This is a genomic window from Bifidobacterium thermophilum, assembly GCF_037482445.1.
Taxonomy (GTDB): domain Bacteria; phylum Actinomycetota; class Actinomycetes; order Actinomycetales; family Bifidobacteriaceae; genus Bifidobacterium; species Bifidobacterium thermophilum_B.
In genome coordinates, this window is record NZ_JBBHLY010000009.1 from 61,125 (window position 1) to 82,971 (window position 21,847).

General features: G+C 62.8%; 15 protein-coding genes, 1 other RNA gene and 1 pseudogene. 6 read left to right on the forward strand and 11 right to left on the reverse strand.

Features of this window, described 5'->3' with window-relative positions:
- Window positions 1–125 precede the first annotated feature (125 nt).
- Window positions 126–356 carry a helix-turn-helix domain-containing protein gene (locus WD012_RS06465; RefSeq protein ID WP_339562944.1) on the reverse strand — a complete coding sequence of 77 codons (231 nt, stop codon included), beginning with the start codon at window positions 354–356 and terminating at the stop codon, window positions 126–128.
- Entirely contained in the window at window positions 357–974 is a 618-nt protein-coding gene (locus tag WD012_RS06470) for a DUF2975 domain-containing protein (protein WP_339562945.1), read from the reverse strand.
- 269 nt (window positions 975–1,243) lie between these two features.
- On the opposite strand from WD012_RS06470, the gene WD012_RS06475 reads away from it, so the two are divergent.
- Together WD012_RS06475 and WD012_RS06480 are read left to right on the forward strand one after the other, a co-directional pair.
- Window positions 1,244–2,728: a DUF4153 domain-containing protein gene (locus WD012_RS06475; protein ID WP_339562946.1), complete on the forward strand. Its 1,485-nt coding sequence runs from the start codon at window positions 1,244–1,246 to the stop codon at window positions 2,726–2,728.
- A 51-nt stretch (window positions 2,729–2,779) separates the two neighbouring features.
- The gene (locus WD012_RS06480; RefSeq protein WP_339562947.1) at window positions 2,780–3,940 is read left to right on the forward strand and encodes a glycosyltransferase family 4 protein; all 1,161 of its coding nucleotides are present in this window, start codon (window positions 2,780–2,782) and stop codon (window positions 3,938–3,940) included.
- 155 nt (window positions 3,941–4,095) lie between these two features.
- On the opposite strand, the gene WD012_RS06485 is transcribed toward WD012_RS06480, so the two are convergent.
- The 3 genes from WD012_RS06485 to WD012_RS06495 all read right to left on the reverse strand — a co-directional run bounded on the left by WD012_RS06485 (window position 4,096) and on the right by WD012_RS06495 (window position 9,007).
- Complete coding sequence (locus tag WD012_RS06485) at window positions 4,096–6,414, reverse strand: DNA gyrase/topoisomerase IV subunit B (protein WP_339562948.1); 2,319 nt, start codon at window positions 6,412–6,414, stop codon at window positions 4,096–4,098.
- Between the two features lie 96 nt (window positions 6,415–6,510).
- Window positions 6,511–8,037, reverse strand: coding sequence for an RNA polymerase sigma factor (locus WD012_RS06490; protein WP_339562949.1), 1,527 nt, complete (start codon window positions 8,035–8,037; stop codon window positions 6,511–6,513).
- A gap of 145 nt (window positions 8,038–8,182) precedes the next feature.
- Window positions 8,183–9,007 carry a hypothetical protein gene (locus WD012_RS06495; protein ID WP_339562950.1) on the reverse strand — a complete coding sequence of 275 codons (825 nt, stop codon included), beginning with the start codon at window positions 9,005–9,007 and terminating at the stop codon, window positions 8,183–8,185.
- A 309-nt stretch (window positions 9,008–9,316) separates the two neighbouring features.
- Here WD012_RS06495 and WD012_RS06500 point away from each other — a divergent pair, with 309 nt between their 5' ends.
- On the forward strand, window positions 9,317–10,393 hold the full coding sequence (locus WD012_RS06500) for a polyprenyl synthetase family protein (RefSeq protein ID WP_339562951.1): 1,077 nt from the start codon (window positions 9,317–9,319) through the stop codon (window positions 10,391–10,393).
- A 92-nt stretch (window positions 10,394–10,485) separates the two neighbouring features.
- Complete coding sequence (locus tag WD012_RS06505) at window positions 10,486–12,723, forward strand: Stk1 family PASTA domain-containing Ser/Thr kinase (protein WP_339562952.1); 2,238 nt, start codon at window positions 10,486–10,488, stop codon at window positions 12,721–12,723.
- 85 nt (window positions 12,724–12,808) lie between these two features.
- Here WD012_RS06505 and WD012_RS06510 read toward each other — a convergent pair whose 3' ends face one another.
- Complete coding sequence (locus tag WD012_RS06510) at window positions 12,809–13,516, reverse strand: lysophospholipid acyltransferase family protein (protein ID WP_339562953.1); 708 nt, start codon at window positions 13,514–13,516, stop codon at window positions 12,809–12,811.
- Window positions 13,517–13,570: 54 nt separating this feature from the next.
- On the opposite strand from WD012_RS06510, the gene WD012_RS06515 reads away from it, so the two are divergent.
- Window positions 13,571–14,125, forward strand: coding sequence for a hypothetical protein (locus WD012_RS06515; protein WP_339562954.1), 555 nt, complete (start codon window positions 13,571–13,573; stop codon window positions 14,123–14,125).
- Window positions 14,126–14,300: 175 nt separating this feature from the next.
- On the opposite strand, the gene trpD is transcribed toward WD012_RS06515, so the two are convergent.
- The 3 genes from trpD to hpf all read right to left on the reverse strand — a co-directional run bounded on the left by trpD (window position 14,301) and on the right by hpf (window position 19,319).
- Window positions 14,301–15,362: an anthranilate phosphoribosyltransferase gene (gene trpD, locus WD012_RS06520; protein ID WP_339562970.1), complete on the reverse strand. Its 1,062-nt coding sequence runs from the start codon at window positions 15,360–15,362 to the stop codon at window positions 14,301–14,303.
- Between the two features lie 192 nt (window positions 15,363–15,554).
- Complete coding sequence (gene secA / locus WD012_RS06525) at window positions 15,555–18,431, reverse strand: preprotein translocase subunit SecA (RefSeq protein ID WP_339562955.1); 2,877 nt, start codon at window positions 18,429–18,431, stop codon at window positions 15,555–15,557.
- 213 nt (window positions 18,432–18,644) lie between these two features.
- The gene (gene hpf / locus WD012_RS06530; RefSeq protein WP_339562956.1) at window positions 18,645–19,319 is read right to left on the reverse strand and encodes a ribosome hibernation-promoting factor, HPF/YfiA family; all 675 of its coding nucleotides are present in this window, start codon (window positions 19,317–19,319) and stop codon (window positions 18,645–18,647) included.
- Between the two features lie 183 nt (window positions 19,320–19,502).
- Between hpf and rnpB the strand changes: the two genes are divergently transcribed.
- Window positions 19,503–19,840, forward strand: an RNA gene (gene rnpB, locus WD012_RS06535) — RNase P RNA component class A.
- Here the strand turns inward: rnpB and WD012_RS06540 are convergent.
- Both WD012_RS06540 and recA read right to left on the reverse strand, forming a co-directional pair.
- Window positions 19,837–20,562, reverse strand: coding sequence for a regulatory protein RecX (locus WD012_RS06540; protein WP_339562957.1), 726 nt, complete (start codon window positions 20,560–20,562; stop codon window positions 19,837–19,839). The two genes, rnpB and WD012_RS06540, sit on opposite strands and share 4 nt — an antisense overlap.
- A gap of 6 nt (window positions 20,563–20,568) precedes the next feature.
- Window positions 20,569–21,716, reverse strand: a pseudogene (gene recA / locus WD012_RS06545) (recombinase RecA).
- Window positions 21,717–21,847: the final 131 nt, after the last annotated feature.

A 21,847-nucleotide genomic window follows, 5' to 3' on the forward strand; every position in this document is an offset into this window, starting at 1 on the left:
CCGTTCAGATTTCCCTGATGCCTCGGCAAGAGTCTACCGGCACATGCTTGCAGGGATTGATACGAGCGTATCCAAGGGCTTTGGCATTCGCGTCCCGCATGTCGCGCGCCCGCGAGTGGTATGGATTACGAGATGGTATCATCCCCGTCATCTTCGCGGATCCATTGCAGCACGTCGCCCGGCTGGCAGTCGAGTGTACGGCAGATGCCTTCGAGGGTGGAGAAACGGATCGCCTTGGCACGGCCGTTCTTGAGCACGGAGACATTCGCCGGCGTGATGCCCACCTCTCTGGCGAATTCCCCTACCGACATGCCCCGCTGGGCGAGCAGGACATCGAGATTGACCTGGATCGCCATTCAAATCACCGCCTGAAGTTCGTCACGCTGCGCCGTGGCCGAGACCAGCAGGGCGCGCAGGACGATGATGAGCAGCAGCATCGCGAACAGCCCCAAGGCGACGAGCAGCGCGCCCAACGGCACCGCAAGCGGTTTGAGATGCGCGATGAACGCGGTATGCACGAACAAGGCGAGCGCGATGATTGCTGCGATGCTGACGCAGGCGATGATGATATCAACCCAGACGAGGGAATCATGCGTGAACACGATGCCGCGGCCCGACAGCGACGCCAGTTTCCATACGGCGACCAGACCGATTTCGAAGCATGCGAGCGCCGCGATCACCGCCAGCAGGTAGCCGGTCGCATATGGCGCGTATTGCGGGGCGTCCTGGGCACTGCGCCGTGCGACAAGCGGCAGGGCCCATACCTGCGCGGCAACGGACACGGCGATGAATACGACCAGCGCGACTTTGAGCACCACGATTACGACCGGGCTGATGCCGCTGTCTGAATCCGCGGTCTGTTGCTCGGCGGACGGATCGTCTCCCCAATCGCCCGACGTAGCCGGTTCGTTGTGTCTGCTGCGCACAGGCGGCTTCCCATTGCGCTGCCGTGGATGCTGCAGCTGTTCGATCATGGATGCCTTCCTTCCCCCACGCGGCGGTTGCCGCGTCGGCATGTCCAGCATAGCAGTATCGATAAACGAGAGAAATATATCGTTTCTCGATGTGTAATATCCGTGATGAATCGATTATCGATAGACATGTATCGACATTCGATACTTACGATGGGGATATCCAAGGTCGAGAAGGAGCAACCATGACATCGCCGACACCATCGCAACATCAGAGCGAGCCAGTACATCAGGCCCAACAAACACAGACACGGCAGACACAGGCGCAGCAAATGCCTGAATCTGCGCAACAGCGGCACCCCCTGCCACCGACACGACCCTGTCCGCAGGCGGTTGCCGGCACGTCGTACACCACCCCGCCAGCAACGCCCTTCGCCCCCAGACGCGACCCGCTCGCCGCCCCCGACGGCTCGACACCTGCCGACCGCAGACTCCTCGCCATCGCCAGCGCGGCGATTATCCTGCCGATCCTGTGTGACCGGCTCGTGTTCGCATGGTCGGACGCCAACACATACACGCCATGGTTCGACGGATTCTGGCTGGCAGTCATCGCCACCGTCACCGTCCTGTTCTTCCGCACCGCGCATCGCAGCCTCATGTGGTGGTTCACCACCATCGCCACGGCGATGCTGTGCGCCTACGCAATCGCCATGCATGCGGCCGGCAACATCGACGATAGCTGGGTGACCACCACCTTCCTCGCGATTCCATGCCTGTTGATGATGACGTTGCAAATCTCGGATGGCGGGTTCGATCCCCACCACCCGTGGCTGACCGTCAAACGCTGGCTGCTCGGGTGGATTTCCCCCTTCACCAAGCTCAATGCGGTCGGCTCGACGCTACGGCACGCCCAACACGCGATTCATGCGCTGCCCCAAGACCAGAGCAGTGCATCGTCCGCAGGTACTGACACCGCCGGCAGCGAGCGGCGTACAGAACACATGGGCACGGCCCGCCGCATCCTGCTCATCATCATTGTCGCCGTCCCCCTGCTCGTCGCTCTCACTGCGCTTCTGGCTTCCAGCGATCTGGTGTTCGACTACGCGCTGCGCCGCATGATCGGATCGATCGACATCTCCGAATTCGTACGCCACGTGCTCATTATCGTGTTCCTCTTCCCCTTCTGCCTGTCCATCCTCGCGCAGACCGAAGTCACCAACCGGCTGCGCATGCACGCGTGCACGCCGTCCGGTACGGGGGACGCCACAGCCAGCCGGAATGAACGCACCTTCGACACGACAGTGGCCGCGGTTGTCCTCGCACTGGTGCTCGTCCTGTACGCGATGTTCTGCGCGATCCAGTTCGCCTTCCTGTTCAGTGGCCGGCAACTGCCCGACGGCTACACCTACTCCCAGTACGCCCGGGAAGGATTCTTCCAGCTGCTCGCCGTCGTATGTGTGAACCTCGCCGGCTACGCGCTGGTCCTATGCCGGGTGCGCCACACCACACCCCTGACCGGCATGCTTGTCGTACTGATCGGCGAAACCGGAGTCATGCTCGCCTCAGCCCTGTGGCGTCTGCACTTGTACATCGGCGCGTATGGGCTCACCTGGCTGCGTCTGGAATCCCTGACCTTCATGTGGATGCTCATCGCCGTGCTCGTCCTGTGTCTCGTGCGCCTGTTCGTACCTCGTCTGCCGCTGGCGACCATCGGTTTCATCCTCGTGGTCGTATGGTATGTGGCATTGGTGCTGTCGAACCCGAACACCATCATCGACAGCTACAACCAGGCCCGTCAGATCACCGACGCGATATGATCGCAAGCCGCCTGACCCGGAACGCGCCCGAGCGGCATTAGACTGGAGACCATGTCGTACCGCATCGCATTCGTATTCGATGACACGCTTGACGTGCTTGACGGCGTGCAGCAGCATATCGTGACCCTGGGCAAGGAACTCGCCCGCCGCGGTCACGACGTGCATTATCTGGTCGGGCAGACCGAGCACCCCCCTGTCCCCAATACGCACGTCATGTCCCGCAACGTGATGGTGAGCGCGAACGGGAACCGCATGCGCATCCCCCTGCCGGCAAGCCGTCGGCTCATCGCACGCACACTTGCGGAAGGCGATTTCGATATCCTGCACGTCCAGGCGCCATACAGCCCGTTCATGGCCGGACGTGTCCTCCAGGCGGCATCGCCGGATACGGGCGTCGTGGCGACCTACCATATCGCGGTCAGCGACCCGTTGTCCGCCATCGGCGGGCTGGCGCTGGGGGCGATCAACGCGCACACCCACCGGCGTATCGACGAGGTCATCGCCGTATCCGACGTCGCGGCGCGTTATGCCGCGATGACCGCTCATACGCAGGCGCATGTCATCGCCAATCCGGTGAATGTCCGTATGATGCGCGACCGGGCGGCCGCTGTCGATGCCGGCGCGTTGGACAGCGACACCATGGCACCGCATATCGTGTTCCTCGGCCGTTTCGTCAAACGCAAGGGGGCGGATGTCCTGCTCGATGCGATCGAATACGGCGAACAGCACCGGCTCTTCCCCGCCGGCACCCATGTCACGATGGCCGGCAAAGGCCCGCTGCTCGAGGAGTGCCGGCACCGGGCCGCCGGATTCGACACGCCGGTCACCTTCACCGGATTCATCGAGGAATCCGCCAAACCTTCCCTGCTGCGCAGCGCCGATGTCGCGGTCTTCCCCGCGACGGGCGGTGAATCCTTCGGCATCGTGCTGTTGGAGGCGATTGCCTCCGGGGCGAAGGTCACGTTGGCCGGGGACAATCCCGGATACCATTCCACGCTGCTGGGCGATACCGACGCGCTGTTCCCTGTTCGTGGGCGCGATACCGCCCGGGTGTTGGCACAACGCATTGCACGGGCGATTGACGACGCCGCGTGGGCCAGGCAGGTGCATCAACGTGAGGAACTTCTGCTTGAACGCTATGACGTGCGTACCATCGCCGACCAGGTCGAGCAGGTGTACGCGAGGGCGATAGCCAAGCGTCGAACAGCCTGAGAACAAACATTCGCAGCACCGACCGATACAACGATTCGAGGCCGCACCAGGGGCAGGTAGCGGGATGCCCGCGAACCCCGGCCCGATGCGGCCTCAATCGTGATACCGTGTCTGCTGGCGGTCTTCACACGCCGGCGGACACCACAGGCACCGAATCAGGTGTCGATCTTGCTGCGGTCGAAATCGTCCGCGTTCTCCACGATGAACTGGCGTCTCGGCGGCACTTCCCCGCCCATGAGCAGGTCGAAGATACCGGCCGCCTTCTGCGCGTCCTCCATGCGGATGCGACGCAGCATACGCGAGCGCGGGTCCATGGTCGTGTCCGCCAGCTGGTCGGCGTCCATTTCGCCCAGGCCCTTGTACCGCTGGATATCGGGGTTGTAGTCGATATGCCGGCGATCTAGGTCTGCAAGCTTGCCGGAAAGCTCGTCGTCCGAATAGGTGTAGATGAACTCGCCCTTGTGCTTGCCGGCGAGCGCGATGCGGTGCAGCGGCGGGACGGCCGCATACACGTGGCCGGCTTCGATCAGCGGGCGCATGTACCGGTAGAACAGCGTGAGCAGCAGGATGCGGATATGCGCGCCGTCGACATCGGCATCGGTCATCATGATGATCTTGTTGTACCTCGCCTGGCTCAGGTCGAAGCTCGCGCCGGAACCCGCTCCCACCACCTGGATGATCGAGGCGCATTCCTTGTTGGACAGCATTTGCGACAGGCTCGCCTTCTGCACGTTGAGGATCTTGCCGCGGATGGGCAGCAGGGCCTGGAAGCTTGAGTTCCTGGCGGCTTTCGCGGTGCCGAGTGCGGAATCGCCCTCGACGATGAACAGTTCGGCGATATCGTCGTTGCCCGGCTGGCAGTCGGAGAGTTTCGCCGGCATGGACGCGGCCTCGAGCGCGTTCTTGCGGCGGGTGACCTCCTTGGTCTTGCGCGCCTGGATGCGCGCGTGCATCTCGCCGACGATCTTCTCGAGTACCCTGCCGGACTGCTCCTTGTAGCCTCGCTTCGAACCGGTGATCATCTCGCCGAACTGCTGCTCGGTCATCTTCGAGACGATCGGACGCACCGGGGCCGTGCCGAGCACGTCCTTGGTCTGCCCCTGGAACTGGGGTTCGGCGATGCGCACGGTGACGACCGCGACCAGACCGGCGAGGATGTCATCGCGTTCCACACGAGTCTTGGAATCCTTGAGATTCACTTTGAGCTTGCGTGCGTTGTCTTCGACGCTTTTGCGGATCTGTTTGGTGATGCCTTGCAGGAAACCGTCGACGTGCATGCCGCCGCCCGGGGTCTCGACGACATTGACGAAGCTGCGCAGGGTGGTGTCATAGCCGTTGACCCAGCGCAGGGCGATATCGACCTTGCATGTGCGCTCGATGTTCTGCGCGTGCAACTCGCCTTTGCTGTCGACCGCCTGCGTCTCCTCGACGTAGGTGTCTTCGCCGGTGATGCGCCAGATGTCGCACACGGGCTCGCCTTTGGACAGGAAGTCCACGAAATCCTTGACGCCGCCGGTGTGGAGGAATTCCTCGACTCTGCGGTGGGAGGGCTGCGGTGTCGCCGCTATGACCTGCTGGGCTGCCGTCTGCGGCTCACCGTCGTCGGGACCGTCAAACGAATCCGGCATGTCCGGTGTCTCGGCGCTCTCGGTGTCGGCGAATGTCGCCGTGCTGGCATCGCCGGATTCGGATGGTGTTGGGAATGCCGGCTCATCCGCCTGGTCGACTTCCAGCATCGCGTCGACGGACGCGTCGCCGGTCTCGGGAATGTTCTCGTCGATGACGGTGATCTTGAGCCCGGGAACAAGGAACGTGGTCTGACGGACCCGGTCGATGAGCTGCTCGTAGCTGAACCGCGCGGTATCGTTGAAGATCTCCGGGTCGGCCCAATACCGGATACGCGTGCCCGTGGTCTTCGGCGAGACCTTGCCGATGACTTCAAGCTCGGTCGCGCGGTTCTTGCGCGTGCGTTTGAACGGGGAGTCTGGAGAGGGCTTGGACGGGTCGGCGTCCTGGTAGACACCGGGATGTCCTTGGTGAAAGGCCATATGGTAGGTCTTGCCGTTGCGGTCGACCTCGACGTCGAGACGTGAACTCAACGCGTTGACCACAGACGAACCCACGCCATGCAGACCGCCGGCGGCATTGTATGAGGCGTTGCCGAATTTCGCGCCGGCGTGCAGCTTGGTCAGGACGACCTCGACGCCCGTCAGGCCGGTTTTCGGCTCGACATCGACCGGGATGCCACGGCCGTTGTCATCCACCTCGATCGAGCCGTCAGTATGCAAGATCACCTTGATGTCATTGCATGCCCCGGCGAGCGCCTCATCGACGGAATTGTCGATGATCTCCCACAGGCAGTGCATCAGACCCTGGCTGTCGGTCGTGCCGATATACATGCCGGGGCGCTTGCGCACCGCGTCGAGCCCCTCGAGCACGGTCAGGCTGTCGGCGCTGTAGTTTTCCTTTGCCATAATCCCCATTCGTTATCTTGCGTTTCGTTTCCCGCCGTCGCCTGCCCGTATGCGTACCGCCCTGACAATCAAGGGCGGCCCGCATGCGGCGCTGCGTCACTGGTCGAGGAAGTCGCGCAGGGTCTGCGAACGCGAGGGGTGGCGCAGCTTCGACATGGTCTTGGATTCGATCTGGCGAATCCGCTCACGGGTCACGCCGTACACGCGACCGATATCGTCGAGCGTCTTGGGCTGGCCGTCCTCAAGGCCGTAACGCATCTTGATGACGCCGGCCTCGCGCGGAGACAGCGTTTCCAGGACCTGCTTGAACTGTTCCTGCAACAGCGAGAACGCGACGGCGTCGGACGGGGCGATGGCGTCGGTATCCTCGATGAGGTCGCCGAATTCGGAGTCGCCGTCCTCGCCGAGCGGGGTGTGCAGGGAAATCGGTTCGCGACCGTACTTCTGCACTTCCTGGACCTTCTCGACCGGCATGTCGAGTTCGCGTGCCAGCTCGTCGGGCGTAGGTTCACGGCCAAGGTCCTGCAGCATCTGCCGCTGGACGCGGGCGAGCTTGTTGATGACCTCGACCATGTGGACGGGCACGCGGATCGTGCGCGCCTGGTCGGCCATCGCGCGCGTAATCGCCTGGCGGATCCACCATGTGGCGTAGGTGGAGAACTTGAAGCCTTTCTTCCAGTCGAACTTCTCGACCGCGCGGATCAGGCCGAGATTGCCTTCCTGGATGAGGTCGAGGAACAGCATGCCGCGCCCGGTGTACCGCTTGGCCAGCGACACGACCAGACGCAGGTTCGCCTCGAGCAGGTGGTCCTTGGCTTTCTTGCCGTCGGCCGCGGCCCACTTGAGTTCGCGCTTGCGCTTGAAGCTCATACCCTCGCCCTCGGTGTCCAGCAGGTGCTGGGCATACAGGCCCGCCTCGATGCGCTCGGACAGGTCGACTTCCTGCTCTGCGTTCAGCAGGCTGACCCGGCCGATCTGCTTGAGATAGTCCTTGACCGGGTCCGCGGTCGCACCGGCTGCGATGACACGGCGCTTGGGGTTGCCCGACGGCGTGAGGTTGTCGTCGTCATCGTCGTCACGCATGACGAACGCGCCCTTGGCCTTCGGGGGGACCTCCGGCTCATGGTGCTGGTGCTTGTCCTCGTCACCGTCGTCGTCCTCAGCCTCGTCGCCGTCGTCCTCGGACTCGTCGTCGTCAAGGTCGTCATCGTCGAGGTCGTCAGGCTCATCACCGTCATCAAGGTCATCGAAATCCTCGATGTCCTCATCCTCGATCTCCTCGTCATCGAGCCGGTCGTCATCGCGCTCGAGCGTGGCATCCGGGTCGGCGGTCTTCGCGGTCCGCCTGCGCGCGGTCTTGGTCGCCGTCGTGCTCTGCGCGGCTTCGGTCTTGCGGCTCTTGGAGGCTTTCGCGCCAGTGGTCTTCGACCCTTCGGATGCCGTCTTGCGCGTGGTCTTCCGACGCGTTGATGATGCGGGGGCCTTATCCGCCGTCCTGGACCTTCGGGTGGTCGTCTTCGCCGCCGTGCTGCGGGTGGATGTGGTCTTCTCGGTTTGATCAGCGTTCTTCTTGCTTGCCGTCGTTTCCTTGGCCAAACTTATCCTCCTGCGTGATCCCGCCATGCCGCACCTGTTCAAGGGCGCAATTATGGCAAGGGCAAATCGTCAACTATAGGAGTTAACCATCTTCTGTGGACGATTATTCCCGCACGATTGAAACAACGACTTGATGCCACGGAGCTCAATACACGACGTCTCCTGCGCGATGTCATAGATTGCACCATTGCGGCTTCGTATCGTTGCGCAGCGCATCGATGACGATGCCGGCGAGTGTGCATCCGGGGTCGATATGCCGGGCGATCTGCGCGATGATATCAGTACGCGAATCATCCACCCACCACATGAGATACGCCAGACACGCCAGGACATTCACCCGATAGGGCACCGGCACGAGTTCCAGCATGCGCTCAAGCATCTTCGCGGAAGCGCGCATGCAACCGATACGCGGGACCGCCTTGGGCTCGTCGAACGCTTCGGTGAGCAGCTTGCCCATCGTCACTGCATGCCCCGGACAGGACGGTTCCGCCGCGAACCGCAACAAGGTCTCCGAATCGATAGGCCTGATGCTGACCGCCGAGACGATCAAAGCGTCACGAATGGCGATATTCTGCCGCATTCCCACCGCAAGCCTGAGCAGCAGCTGGTCGTCTGCAGGCAGGTGCGACCCGCCCTCGCGCTGGTTGCGATGCCACATCTCCAACGCCTCCCCTGCCCACAGTCGAGTGCCGATGACGACGCCTTCCCCATGGCGCAATCGCCGGTATCGCGCGTTCTGGAAGTCAACCCAGGCTTCAGGCAATAGCCCGGGCGATTTCCACACCCTCCATGTCCCCTCCGGCTCGGGCAGTTCCTCCCACCGGCGCAACGGCAAGCGGCCCCCTTGCGAATACCAGTATCTGGGAAAAAGCCGCGAAGCATCCGCCCCGGGCAGCGGCTCCCCCTTTTCGTACGTCCATTCCCAGTAGCGTGCCAACGCGTTGAATACCAGCCGACTCATTTGTGGCTGCGTGCCGTCCTTGTTGCCGTCTTCCATGGTTCCCCCATCCCCCGGTCGGTTCCGGGACTTCGTGCGGACGCCCCGTGCATCCGCCCTTGTTCAGCTTGAAGTACCACGACGGCTCCAGTCCAGTGTGACAGACGAATGTGGTCAAAGGATGCGAACCGCCCCAGGTATCGCTTCAGCGCCGCCTCGCCGCACCAGCCGCGTACACCGGAACATCCCGCTCGCCGGCGCTCGCCGCGTTCAATGCCGACTGTCGCCGTTCATTGCCGACCGTCCCCGCGCGACACGCCCTCTGCCAGCCGCCAGCAATGTCGCAACGCTGTGGATACCCTCGTAGACATGAGCATGCCGTCAGATCTGGAACGTATTGAACAGCGCATCGATGACCTGGTCCGCGAACACCTCGCCGTGCCCGACGCCGAAATCGCCGCATCGTGCCGAGATGTCCTCCACGAGGTCGCCACGCAAGCGGTCGTCTCAAGCCAAGGAGGCAAACGGCTCAGAGCCCGCCTGGCGCTTGCCGCGTTCGATGCCGCCGGCCTGCCGGTTACGCCGCAGGCACGGGAGACGATGACCGACCTCGCCTGCGCGATCGAAGTGTTCCAGACCGCCGCGCTCGTCCATGACGACATCATCGACGATTCGGACCTGCGCCGGGGCAAGCCGAGCGCCCATCGCGCGCTCGCGCAGCAGACGCACAGCGAATCCATCGGCCGCGGCCTCGGGCTCATGCTCGGAGACATCCTTGCGACTGTAAGCATCTCGATCGCCAACGCCGCGGCATCGTCGCTGGGCAATCCCGACACGCTGCGTTCGGTGTTCCTTGGCATGCAGCGCGATGTCAGCGTCGGTCAGGTGCTTGACCTCGCGGTCGAACTCACCCCGTTGAGTGACCCGGCACGCCTCGCGGATGCCTCGCTCAACGTTTTCCGCTGGAAAACCGCCAGTTACACGACTATGGCACCGCTGCAACTGGGGTTGACGGCGGCGGGGACCAATCCGCAGATCGCAGGGCTGCTCAGCGAGCGCATCGGCAAGCCGCTCGGCGTCGCATTCCAGCTTGCCGACGATCTGCTCGATGTCATCGGGTACACGAAGAACACCGGCAAACCCGTCGGCGGAGATATCAAGGAAGGCAAACGTTCCGTACTACTCGCCGACGCCCTCTCCCTGTCGTCGCCGTCAGACCGCAGCGAACTGACCGCCATGTACGAGGCTCCCTCGCGCGACGCTCAGCAGGTGCGCCGCGGCATCGAAATCTTTACCGCAAGCGGGGCGGTCGAACTCTCGCGCGAACGGATCCGCAAGCTCTGGGCGCAAGCCGGCCAAGCCATCGCCGAAGCAGAACTGCCGCAAACCTCACGCGACATGCTCCTCGAGGCGTGCCGCACCTTCATCCCCGATTCCTGCCTGTGATCCGGCTGCAACGTTTGCAGGCCCCGACAGCCGGCGAGTAGCCAGAGGCATGTAGACTAGTGTCATCACTATTAAGTAAAGGGCCTGCGAACATGACTGAAACTGCGAACGAGGGGCAGATCATCGACGACCGGTACCGTATCGTGCGCAAAATCGCCGACGGCGGCATGGCTACCGTGTATGAGGCGATCGACATGCGTCTTGACCGGCATGTCGCCGTCAAAGTGATGCATGCGCAGCTGGCGCAGGGACCGCATCGCGAACAGTTCGTGGAACGATTCCACCGCGAGGCCCGGTCCGCGGCGGCCATAGCGAACCCGCATATCGTCCAAGTCTACGACACCGGTGAGGTCGAGGGCCGTAACTATCTGGTCATGGAATACGTCCATGGGGTCAATCTGCGCTATGAGATGAATCAGCAGGGGCCGTTCACCGTGCGTGAGGCCCTGCGCGTCGTGGCGGAGACGCTGGACGGGCTTGCGGCGGCGCATCGAGTGGGGGTCGTGCACCGGGATATCAAGCCGGAGAACATCCTGCTCAACGACCGCGGCCATGTGCAAATCACTGATTTCGGGCTGGCGAAAGCCGCGTCGCAGGCGACGCTGTCCACGACGGGCACGCTGCTTGGCACGGCCGCATATCTTGCCCCCGAGATGATTGAGAACAACCAGGCCACACCCCAGGGAGACCTGTATTCGGTGGGCATCATGGCATGGGAGATGCTTGCCGGCGAACCGCCGTTCCAGTCCGACAATCCCGTGACCATGGTCTTCAAACACGTTCACGAGGACGTTCCTCCCATCTCGTCAAGGTGCCCGGGCATAGACCCGGAAGTCTCGCGGTTCATCGCGCTGCTGACCATGCGATCGGTCGAGGCGCGCCCGAAAGACGCGATGGAGGCGCAACAGGCGCTGCGCGGTATCATCGCCAAGCTGCCGATGAGCGCCTGGCAGTACCGCCGTACATCGCAGCCCGGCCACGGCACCATGGCATCCGCGACCACGGCGTCCACGACCACGGCCCCGTCCGGATTGGTCGCCGAGCCGGCAACGGCATCCGACACACCGCCTCGTGCAACGGTATCGTCCCTGCGGCGCGACGATACCGTTGCCGGCAATCGCCTTGCGAGCGTCGCCCAGGCCTCCCCGCACCCCGCCGATACAGATCAGATGCGGCAGCCCGTCCCCGGCACCCGGACCGGCATGTCGGCCACCAGCATCCTCGAGCCGCGTGAGACGCATCCGCGCAGTATCAGCAGCCAGGACGCGTTCACCCAAGCCATCGGCTCGCCGGACACGGCGGCGCAACAGCCGTCCCCGGCGGTCGGGCATGCGCGTGACGGCAAACGCCCACGCAGGAAAGCGCCGGTCATCATCGCCGCCATCATGGCGGTCGTACTCGTCGGCGGCGCCGGATGCTCGGCATGGTGGTACTATCTCGGTCCCGGCAGCTATTGGACCATGCCCCGTCCGACGGACCTGTCGTGCACGAGCGGCAAGGCCTGCACCATCAAGAACGTCTCCTGGAAGTCGTTCCGCAGCACACTGAACGTGGCGGGCATCCCCTATTCGGTCGCCCAGGAGTACAGCGACACGGTCCCGGAAGGCGAGATCATCTCCACCACCCCGTCCACGGTCGGGGCGCATATCAGCAAGCGCAATGCGGGCAATATCACCGTGACCGTCTCCAAGGGGATCCGGCAGTCGACCATTCCCGCGGATATCACGGACGCTTCCACCGCTGACGGCAAGGATCCGATGGCCGCCTTGGAAAAAGCCGGCTTCACCAATATCGCGCACAATAGCAACGACGATGACTATTCGCTGACCGTTCCCGAGAACGCGCTGCTGAGCATCTCCCCCGACCCGGGAACGACGATGGACCACAACGCCAAGGTCACCGTCGTGCTGTCGCTGGGGCCCATGCCGGTGAATATGCCCGATATCGTAGGCAAAACGAAGGATGAAGCCCAGAGCCTGTTCGACAGTCTCCAGCTCAAGGCGACATACTCCGAGGAGTACAGCGACACGGTCGCCAGCGGCAGGATCATCTCCGCTTCCCAAAGTGTCGGCACCCAGCTGCATTGGGGCGATTCCGTCAGCGTGGTCGTGTCCAAGGGCCCGCAGACGGTGACACTGCCCGACGTGACCGGCAAGAGCACCAGCGAAGCGACCGCCACGCTCCAGGCGCTCGGACTTGAGGTCAAGGTGAGCGCCCCGCTCGGGGATATCACGCACACCGTGCGCCTGCAATCGCCTTCGGCCGGCCAGCAGGTGCGGGTCCGCGACGACAAGGGCAACAAGACGGTGATCACGCTGACCGTGGTCTAAGCCACTCGGGCACATGTCCATCACGTGCGGGCCGAATGCCGGGCATGTGAGACGGCTCACCCGCCTTCATGCGCCCGGCAACCCGTCAGTCGTCCTGTCGGGTCTTGGCCTCCTGCTGTGCCTTCAGCCTGGCCTTGACGGTCTGCGCGTACTCGTCCACGTATTCCTGCCCGCTCATCTCGCCGATGGCCTTCACCACCCGATCGGTGAGCTCGCGAAGCTCCTCATGCGTCACATCCTCGGGACGCTTGCGCGGCACAGGAATCGGCTTGCCGTAGATGACCTTCGACTTGCCCTTGCCAGGAATCACCTGCCCGGGCTGTTGCAGATCGCGAGAGCCGATAATCGCGGTCGGGATGATCGGGCATCCCGTCTCGAAGGCGAGACGGGCAGCACCGGTGTGGCCACGGTACAGGCGGCCATCAGGGCTTCGCGTGCCCTCGACGTGGATGCCGAACAGATGGCCTTCCTCAAGGATCTCCTTGGCATGGTTGAGCGCGCCCAGCGACTTGGAACCGCCCGAACGGTCCACCGGGAACACGCCGACGGACGTGAACCACCATTTCTTGAACCTGCCCTTGATGCCCTTGCCTTCGAAATATTCGGCCTTGCCCATGAAATGAATCATCCGCGGGCAGGTCATCGGCAGCAGGGCGTCATCGATGACCGCCAGATGGTTCGCCGCGATGATCGCCCCGCCGTGACGCGGGATGTTCTCGAGTCCCTCAACGGTTGGATTGAACCGACGTCTGGCAATCGGACCGAGGGTCCGGACGAAAAACCAGTAGAGCACGAGAGGCTCTCCCTTCCCAGCGACTTGACATGACGCTCGTTTACAGTGGTAGCTATGACTGAGCACAACAATACCAATGCGTCAGGAGCGCGTCCAACAGACGGTTCCGACGGCGCTTCATCCGGCGAACCGCTCGACGCCTCATGGGAGGCGTTCGCTCAGGAGCATGCCGACGACCTCGCGGATGTCGCACGATCCCGTAATGCGAAACGGTTCGAGAAACATGCCGAACGCGCACAGAAGAAGGCGATGCTGTCGGTGAATGACCTTGACCAGGGCACGTTCACCGATGACGCCATAGGCCCCGGACGCGGCCCGCGGGACACCACCGCGTCCAGCTGGCTGGATACCGACGTGGTGATGGACCGGTATGGCGGGGGGTTCACTCCCCCGACCTCCTTTGCGCCGACCTCGCGTCGCCTCATCGTGTTCGCCGCGCTGACCGTGATCGGCGTGCTCGGCATCATCGCCTCGGTGCTGGTGCCGCGATTCACCGGCATGCTGGGCACGGTGTTCGGCGCCGTCCTGCTGGTCGGGATTGCCGGGTTGGCTGCGAGCCGTCGCGGCAAGCGCCATGACGACCCGTTCGACGACGGGGCGCGCGTCTGACACCGGTGCGTGTGCCGTATCACGCGGCGTGATTGGCGTGATTGTACGTACGGCCATGACCGGGGCGTGCCAGGCGTCATATGCTCAACCGTTCGATATAATTCGGGGGCTATCGGCGGATTCGCGCTGATAGCCCCCGGATGTCATTGATGCCGGAATGTCACGCCGGAGCGTTTCACTCCCCCTGCGCGGCCCGCTTGGAGCGTGCAAGCTCTACCCAGCGGTCAAGCAGGTCCTTCGCCTTGCCGGAATCGACGGTCTGCTCGGCAAGCGCATACGCCTGCCTGAACTTGTCGGCAAGCGAACCGTCCTGGATGAGATGGCCGTCCGCGACGATCGCGGACGCGGCGTTCAGCAGGGCGGTCGAGCGCGAGGCGACCGACTTGCCGTCAAGGAAATCACGGAAGATCCGGGCATTGAGCTCAGGCTCGCCGCCACGGAGCTGTTCCACGGTCACCGGCTCGATACCCAGTTCCGTCACCGGGTCGAATTGTGCCTGCGTGACCTTCCCGCCGCCGATCAGCCATACGGATACCGGTCCGGTCGGAGCCATCTCGTCCAAACCTTCGCTGGACGTGTAGACCATGCCGCTCTGCCCGCGGTTCGCATACACCTGCGCCATGAGCGGACTGAGTTTACGGTCGGCGCATCCGATGGCGACATGCTGCGGGTTTGCCGGGTTGGTCAGCGGCCCAAGCACGTTGAAGACACAGGGGATGCCCAGAGCGGAACGCACCGGCCCGACAAACCGCATCGCCGGGTGGAACGTCTTCGCGAACGCGAAGGTGATGCCGATCTCATCGCCGATCTGTGCCACATATTCCGGCTTGAGATCGAGCGGGACGCCCAAAGTTTCGATGACATCGCCGGATCCGCATTTCGAGGATGCGGCACGGTTGCCATGCTTGACGATCTTCACGCCGGCAGCCGCTGCGACCACGGCGCCCATCGAAGACAGGTTCACCGTCGAGGCCTTGTCCCCACCGGTGCCGACGATATCGGTGGTTTCCCCGGAGACATTGAGCGGCACGGCATGCGATACCATTGCCTTGGCTGCGCCCTCGATCTCGGGTGCCGTCAGGCCGAGCTGCTGCTGTGTGGCGAGCACGGCTCCAACGCATGCAGGATTGGCATTGCCGTTCATGAGATCGTTGACGAACCACCAGGACTCGTTCGCATCCAGATGATTGCCGTTGACGAGTTGCGCGAGAATCGACTTCCATGTGATCTCAGCCATCATGCCCTCCTGTGCATCTGACGTTGGATTAGGTTCGTGGCTTATTCTAACGTTTCCAGGTTATCGTCCGGGCAAACGTCCACATTATGGGGCATCAGCCACAATACAACGGTGGGGCCGGCACGGTTTCCCGCACCGGCCCCACCGTCATGGAGTGGTCAGATCATCCCCGTGCCTTTGCGGCACGCGGGTTCACTGCTCGTTATGGCCATGGCACATCTTGTACTTACGTCCGGAACCGCAGGGGCACGGCGCGTTCTTCGCAGTGCCGGGGAAGGTACGGCCATCCGCCCACGGCGTCTTGAGCTCTTCGCTCTTGGGGCGCTTGCTGGCGGGGAGCTTGACATCCTCATGGCTGATCGGCTCCGGGCCGACGATGCCTGGCTCGGCGTCCGCGGCAGCGTCCGCCTCATCGGCGGTCTCGTCCACGTCATCAGGATCCTCGGGGGCGGAGCTGACCGCGGTCGGCTCGTCCTCGGCATCGGTAGACGTGATGCCGACGGTTTCCTCGGCCTTGTCCACAGCGGCATCCTCATCATGCTCGCTGGTGATGTCCTCGTTCTGCGCGACTTCCTGGATGTCAATGTGGAAGAGCAGCTGGATGGTCTCTTCCTTGATCGCCTCGATCATCTGGTTGTACATCTGGTAGCCTTCACGCTGGTATTCGACCAGCGGATCGCGCTGGCCCATGCCACGCAGGCCGATGCCGTCCTTGAGGTAGTCCATCTCGTAGAGGTGCTCGCGCCACTTGCGGTCAAGCACGGCGAGCACAACACGCCGTTCGAGCTGATGGAGCGCCTCGTCGCTCAGCTTCTCGCCGAGCTGGGCATAGGCCTCCTTCGCCTGCTCGACGATAAGCCCCCGCAGCTTGTCGGCCGCCTTCTCGCCCTTCAGCCCTTCGACGGCCTTCTTCGCCTCGTCCTCGTCGATGTCCACGGTGATGACTTCGGACAACGCCTTGAACAAGCCGTCCCAATCCCAGTCCTCAGGCTTGGCGGAGCCACGGTTGGCGCCGCGGATGTAGCTGCCCACGGTCTCGTCGATGAAGCGCAGGATATCCTCGTGGATATTCTCGCCCTTGAGCACGGCCTGACGCTCGGCGTAGATGACCTTGCGCTGCTTGTTCATCACGTCATCGTACTTCAGGACGTTCTTACGGATTTCGAAGTTCCGTGATTCCACGGCCTTCTGTGCGTTGCGCACGCCCTTGGACACGCTCTTCGACTCGATCGGCAGGCCTTCCGGAAGGCCGCGGGACATGACACGGGCGACCAGCTGCGTGTTGAACAGACGCATGAGGTCGTCCTCGAGGCTCAGGTAGAAGCGGGACTCGCCGGGGTCGCCCTGACGGCCGGAACGGCCGCGCAGCTGGTTGTCGATACGGCGGGACTCGTGGCGTTCGGTGCCCAGCACATACAGACCGCCGAGTTCGGCGACCTCGTCATGCTCGTCCTTGACCTGCGCCTTGACTTCGGCAAGGGTGCCCGGCCAGCGCTTCTCGTACTCCTCGGGCGTATCGTCGGGCGAATAGCCTTCCTTCTTGAGCTTGGCGTCCGCAAGGAACTCGACATTGCCGCCAAGCATGATATCGGTACCACGGCCGGCCATGTTGGTGGCGACGGTCACAGCGCCCTTGCGGCCGGCCACGGCGACCACGGCGGCCTCCTTCGCGTGCTGCTTGGCGTTGAGCACCTGATGCGGGATCTTCGCGACATCGAGCAGCGAGGAGACGACCTCGGAGGATTCGACGGACGCGGTGCCGAGCAGGACCGGCTGCCCCTTGGCATGACGCTTGGCGACATCCTTGACGATCGCCTGGAGCTTCTCCTTCTTCGTACGGAAGATGAGATCGTCCTGGTCCTTGCGGATCATCGGCTTGTTCGTCGGGATCGGGATGACACCGAGCTTGTAGGTGCCCATGAACTCGGCGGCCTCGGTCTCGGCGGTGCCGGTCATGCCGGCGAGCTTGTCATACATGCGGAAGTAGTTCTGCAGGGTGATGGTCGCGAAGGTCTGGTTCTCGGCCTTGACCTCGACGCCTTCCTTCGCCTCGATCGCCTGGTGCAGGCCCTCGTTGTACCGGCGGCCCGGCAGGATACGGCCCGTATGCTCGTCGACGATGAGCACCTCGCCGTTGGTGACCACATAGTCGCGGTCGCGCAGGAAGAGTTCCTTGGCCTTGATCGCGTTGTTCAGATAGCCGATCAACGCGGTATTGCCCGGCTCATACAGGTTGTCGATGCCCAGGTAATCCTCGACCTTGCTGATACCTGGATCGAGGATGCCGACGGTCTTCTTCTTCTCGTCGACCTCATAGTCCTCGTCGCGGGTGAGCTTGGGCACCAGACGGGCGAACTGGCGATACCAGCGCGTGACATCGCCTTCCGCCGGACCGGAGATGATCAACGGGGTACGTGCCTCATCGATGAGGATGGAGTCGACCTCGTCGACGATGGCGTAATGGTGGCCGCGCTGGACGAGTTCGTTCTTGTCCCACGCCATGTTGTCGCGCAGATAGTCGAAACCGAATTCGTTGTTCGTGCCGTAGGTGATATCCGCGTTGTACTGCTTACGACGTTCGGCGGGCTTCTGGTCGGTGATGATGCAGCCCACGCTCATGCCAAGGAAGCGGAAGATACGCCCCATCAGCTCGCTCTGGTAGCTGGCAAGATAGTCGTTGACGGTGACCACATGGACGCCTTTGCCTTCAAGGGCGTTGAGATAGCTCGGCAACGTGGCGACCAGGGTCTTGCCTTCGCCGGTTTTCATCTCTGCGATGTTGCCCCAGTGCAACGCCGCACCGCCCATGAGCTGCACGTCAAAGTGGCGCAGGCCGAGCGTGCGCTTCGATGCCTCGCGCACCGTGGCGAACGCCTCCGGCATGATATCGTCAAGGCTCTTGCCGTTGTCAAGCTCCTGCTTGAACTTGGCGGTCTGTCCTTTGAGTTCCTCGTCGGAGAGGGCCGATATCTCGTCCTCAAGCGCATCCACCGCTTTCGCGACGTTCTCCAGCTTCCTCAGCTGGTGGCCTTCACCCATACGTAGGGCCTTGTCGACGATGTTTACCACGTTTCGCTCCCTAGTTCATTCAGCACAACGGTCGTGCGGGGCTGCACAGCCCTCACTGACCCATTTCATAGTACGCGACGGAGAGGATTTTACACGCAATCCATCAGTTTCATCCGATATGGCGGGGCGGACATGGCGGGGGGGCCCCCGCCGTCAAAGGCACCGGGGCCCCCCGCCGCACTCCCGATACGCTGTCCGCAGACAGCTTATGGATCAGGCCTCCTTCTTGGCCTTAGCCACGTTCTCTGCGGTGTCGATCTCGAAGACGCCATAGCTCCATCCGTGACGGTGATACACCACGGACGGACGGCCGGTCTCCTTGTTGACGAACAGGAAGAAGTCATGGCCGATCAGCTCCATCTCGTACAGGGCCTCATCGATGCTCATCGGCTCGGCGATATGCAGCTTGCGGCGAATGACAATCGGCGTGTCGCCTACCTGGACCTCGACGGATTCGCCAGGACCGAGGTCGGATGCAACGGCGGCCTGTGGGCTGTTGTTGGGCTCTTCCTCCTTCGACGCCTCTTCCTGCTCGACCTCGATCGGGCCAAGATCGACCGGAACCGGGTTGACGTAGCCACGGCGGTGATCCTTGCGACGATCACGGGTACGGCGCAGACGCAGCGTCAGCTTGTCAAGCGCCATATCAAGAGCACTGTACTCGTCGGAGCTCGACGCCTCGGCGCGGACGACGGTACGTCCGGCCACCACGGTGATTTCCACGCGCTTGGCGGTATCCGCCTGACGCGGGTTGCCTTCGTGGGTCACGACAATCTGAGCGCGCTGGGCGTCCGGAGCGATTGCGGTCACACGATTCATCTTGCTTTCAACGACGTCACGGAATTTCTGACTGACCTGCGTGTGGCGTCCGGTGATGACGATTTCCATGTGGACCTCCTAGCCTCAAGCGGTGTTGCCCGCTGTGTGTGGGTTGTTCCGAACCGCGTCTTCGCCGTCCGGGTACGATTCATTGTAGCCGAATAATCGGCAATGTGAAGCCAATTCGCTTACGGGTGTCGGAAATCTTCCCGACATTGCGGTGTACCGGGTCTGTGCATATAATATTGTATTTGAGACCCCACGGTGGCCGCGGCCGATTCGGCTGAGGAACTTCCGGGCTCCGCAGAGCACGATGGCGGATAACGTCCGCCCAGGGTGACCTGAGAGATAGCGCAGCAGAGAACAGACCGCCCGGCTTCGGCCGGGTAAGGGTGAAACGGCGGTGCAAGAGACCACCGGGCCGCTGGTAACAGCGGTCGCATGGCAAGCCTCATCGGGAGCAAGGCCAAGCAGAAGACGTCAAGGGTTGCTCGCCCATGTCTTCGGGTAGGCTGCTAGAGCCTGGCGGCAACGCCAGGTCGAGATGGATGGCCATCCGTGTGGCGACACACGACAGAATGCCTCATTAGGCATCCTTGCCGAACAAGCTGTGCGATATGTCCCGCAGGATGTCAGGACTATGACCTTTGCGTCCGCCGGCAGCCCAGAACCGCCTCAGCCTGACTTGCAGATCGAGCCCCTCTGTACGAGCAGCGACGCTACGCCCGAGTTCCCAAGCCGCATCGACGAATACGCCGGCTTCACGGGCTTCGCCGACCACCTGTTGAGACAGCGCTCGGTCAACACGTTTGCGCGACAACTCAAGTAGCGTACCGCGCTCCCCCAGCATGCGCCCCGCGCAATACCTGACCACTGACCTGGCGTATTCCTCATCGTTGACGAGACCGACTTCACGCAATCTCGTTACGACAGCGTCGGCGACGGTTTCGTCGTACCCCTTGAGAACAAGACGCTCCATCAGCGCCGCACTCGAGCGATCCGCACAGTCCAGCAGACGCAATGCCGCTTCCCGGCAAGCATCCTCATCACATGGATCGCTCGGCCCCTGCTTGGGTGCGGCAGCGCCTTCGGCACTAGCGCCCCTGGCCCACCTTCCGGCTCGTTTGACTCTTCCGCGCCCCCAACCACGTGCATACGCCCGGACATCATGTTGATTACGGTCTTCCGTATGCCCGTCGTTTGCGTCTTCGAGGGCATCCGGCCGAGGCGCGCCCATCGCCGAGCTTGATACGGCATCATGCGCGGCGACGGGAGTACCGTGTTGCGCGATAAACGCTTCGGCGTCAATCATCGGACGTCAGGCTTTTTTCGATGCCGCCGCAGAATCGGCAGCAGCCGCTTTACCAGCCTCGCCATTTGTCGGCTCGGCGGCAGCTGCCGCTTCATCGCCTTCAGCGAATTGGTCAGTTGGCTCAATCAGGCCGAACGCCTCCTTGACCTTGGTCTCAATCTCGTCGGACAGCTCGGGATTGTCCTTGAGGTACTTGCGCACGTTCTCACGACCCTGACCCAGCTGGTCACCACCGTAGGTGAACCATGAACCCGACTTCTTGATGACATTGCTCTGCAATGCCATGTCGATGATCGAGCCTTCCTTCGAGATGCCCTCACCGTACAGCACATCGAATTCAGCGGACTTGAAGGGCGGCGCCATCTTGTTCTTGACGACCTTGACCCGGGTTCGGCTGCCGACAGCCTCGTCCCCGTTCTTCAGGGTCTGGATGCGGCGGATGTCCAGGCGCACCGACGAATAGAACTTCAGCGCCTTTCCGCCGGTGGTGGTTTCCGGATTGCCGAAGAACACGCCGATCTTCTCGCGCAGCTGGTTGATGAAAATAGCCGTGGTATTGGCCTGTGCGAGAGCACCGGTCATCTTGCGCAACGCCTGGCTCATCAGGCGCGCCTGGAGGCCCACGTGGCTGTCGCCCATATCGCCTTCGATTTCGGCCTTCGGCACCAGCGCCGCCACGGAGTCGATGACGATGACGTCCAAGGCGCCGGACCTGATGAGCATGTCCGCGATTTCCAGCGCCTGTTCGCCGTTATCCGGCTGGGAGACAATCAACGAATCGGTATCCACACCGAGATGACGGGCATACACCGGATCGAGGGCATGTTCCGCGTCGATGAACGCGGCGACACCGCCGGCTTTCTGGGCGTTGGCGACGACATGCAACAAATCCCCACGATGCGGCCTCGCGGCAACCCGCCGATGCCAAGGGCCATATCAAGCGCGAGTGAACCGGTGGGAATCACTTCGACATTCTGCTCCGGCCGGTCGCCCAGACGCATAGCCGAACCTTTGCCAAAGCTTTTCTCGACCTGTGCGAGTGCGGTGTCCAACGCGGCTTTGCGTCGGGGATCGATCTCGTGGCTCCCGGATTCCCGTACGGACCCGTCCGCCTTGGCGCCCGCGGCCTTGGCCGATTTTGTCTGCTGTGCCATGTGTTCTCCTTATCTTCACGATTTCAGCGACGAACTCCACGCTACGTGAGCCACACCGATGCTTCCACCCGATGCCGGCAATGTGGTCAAAGGACGCATCACCCGCCGGAAGGAATGGTTCACGGGGTTTC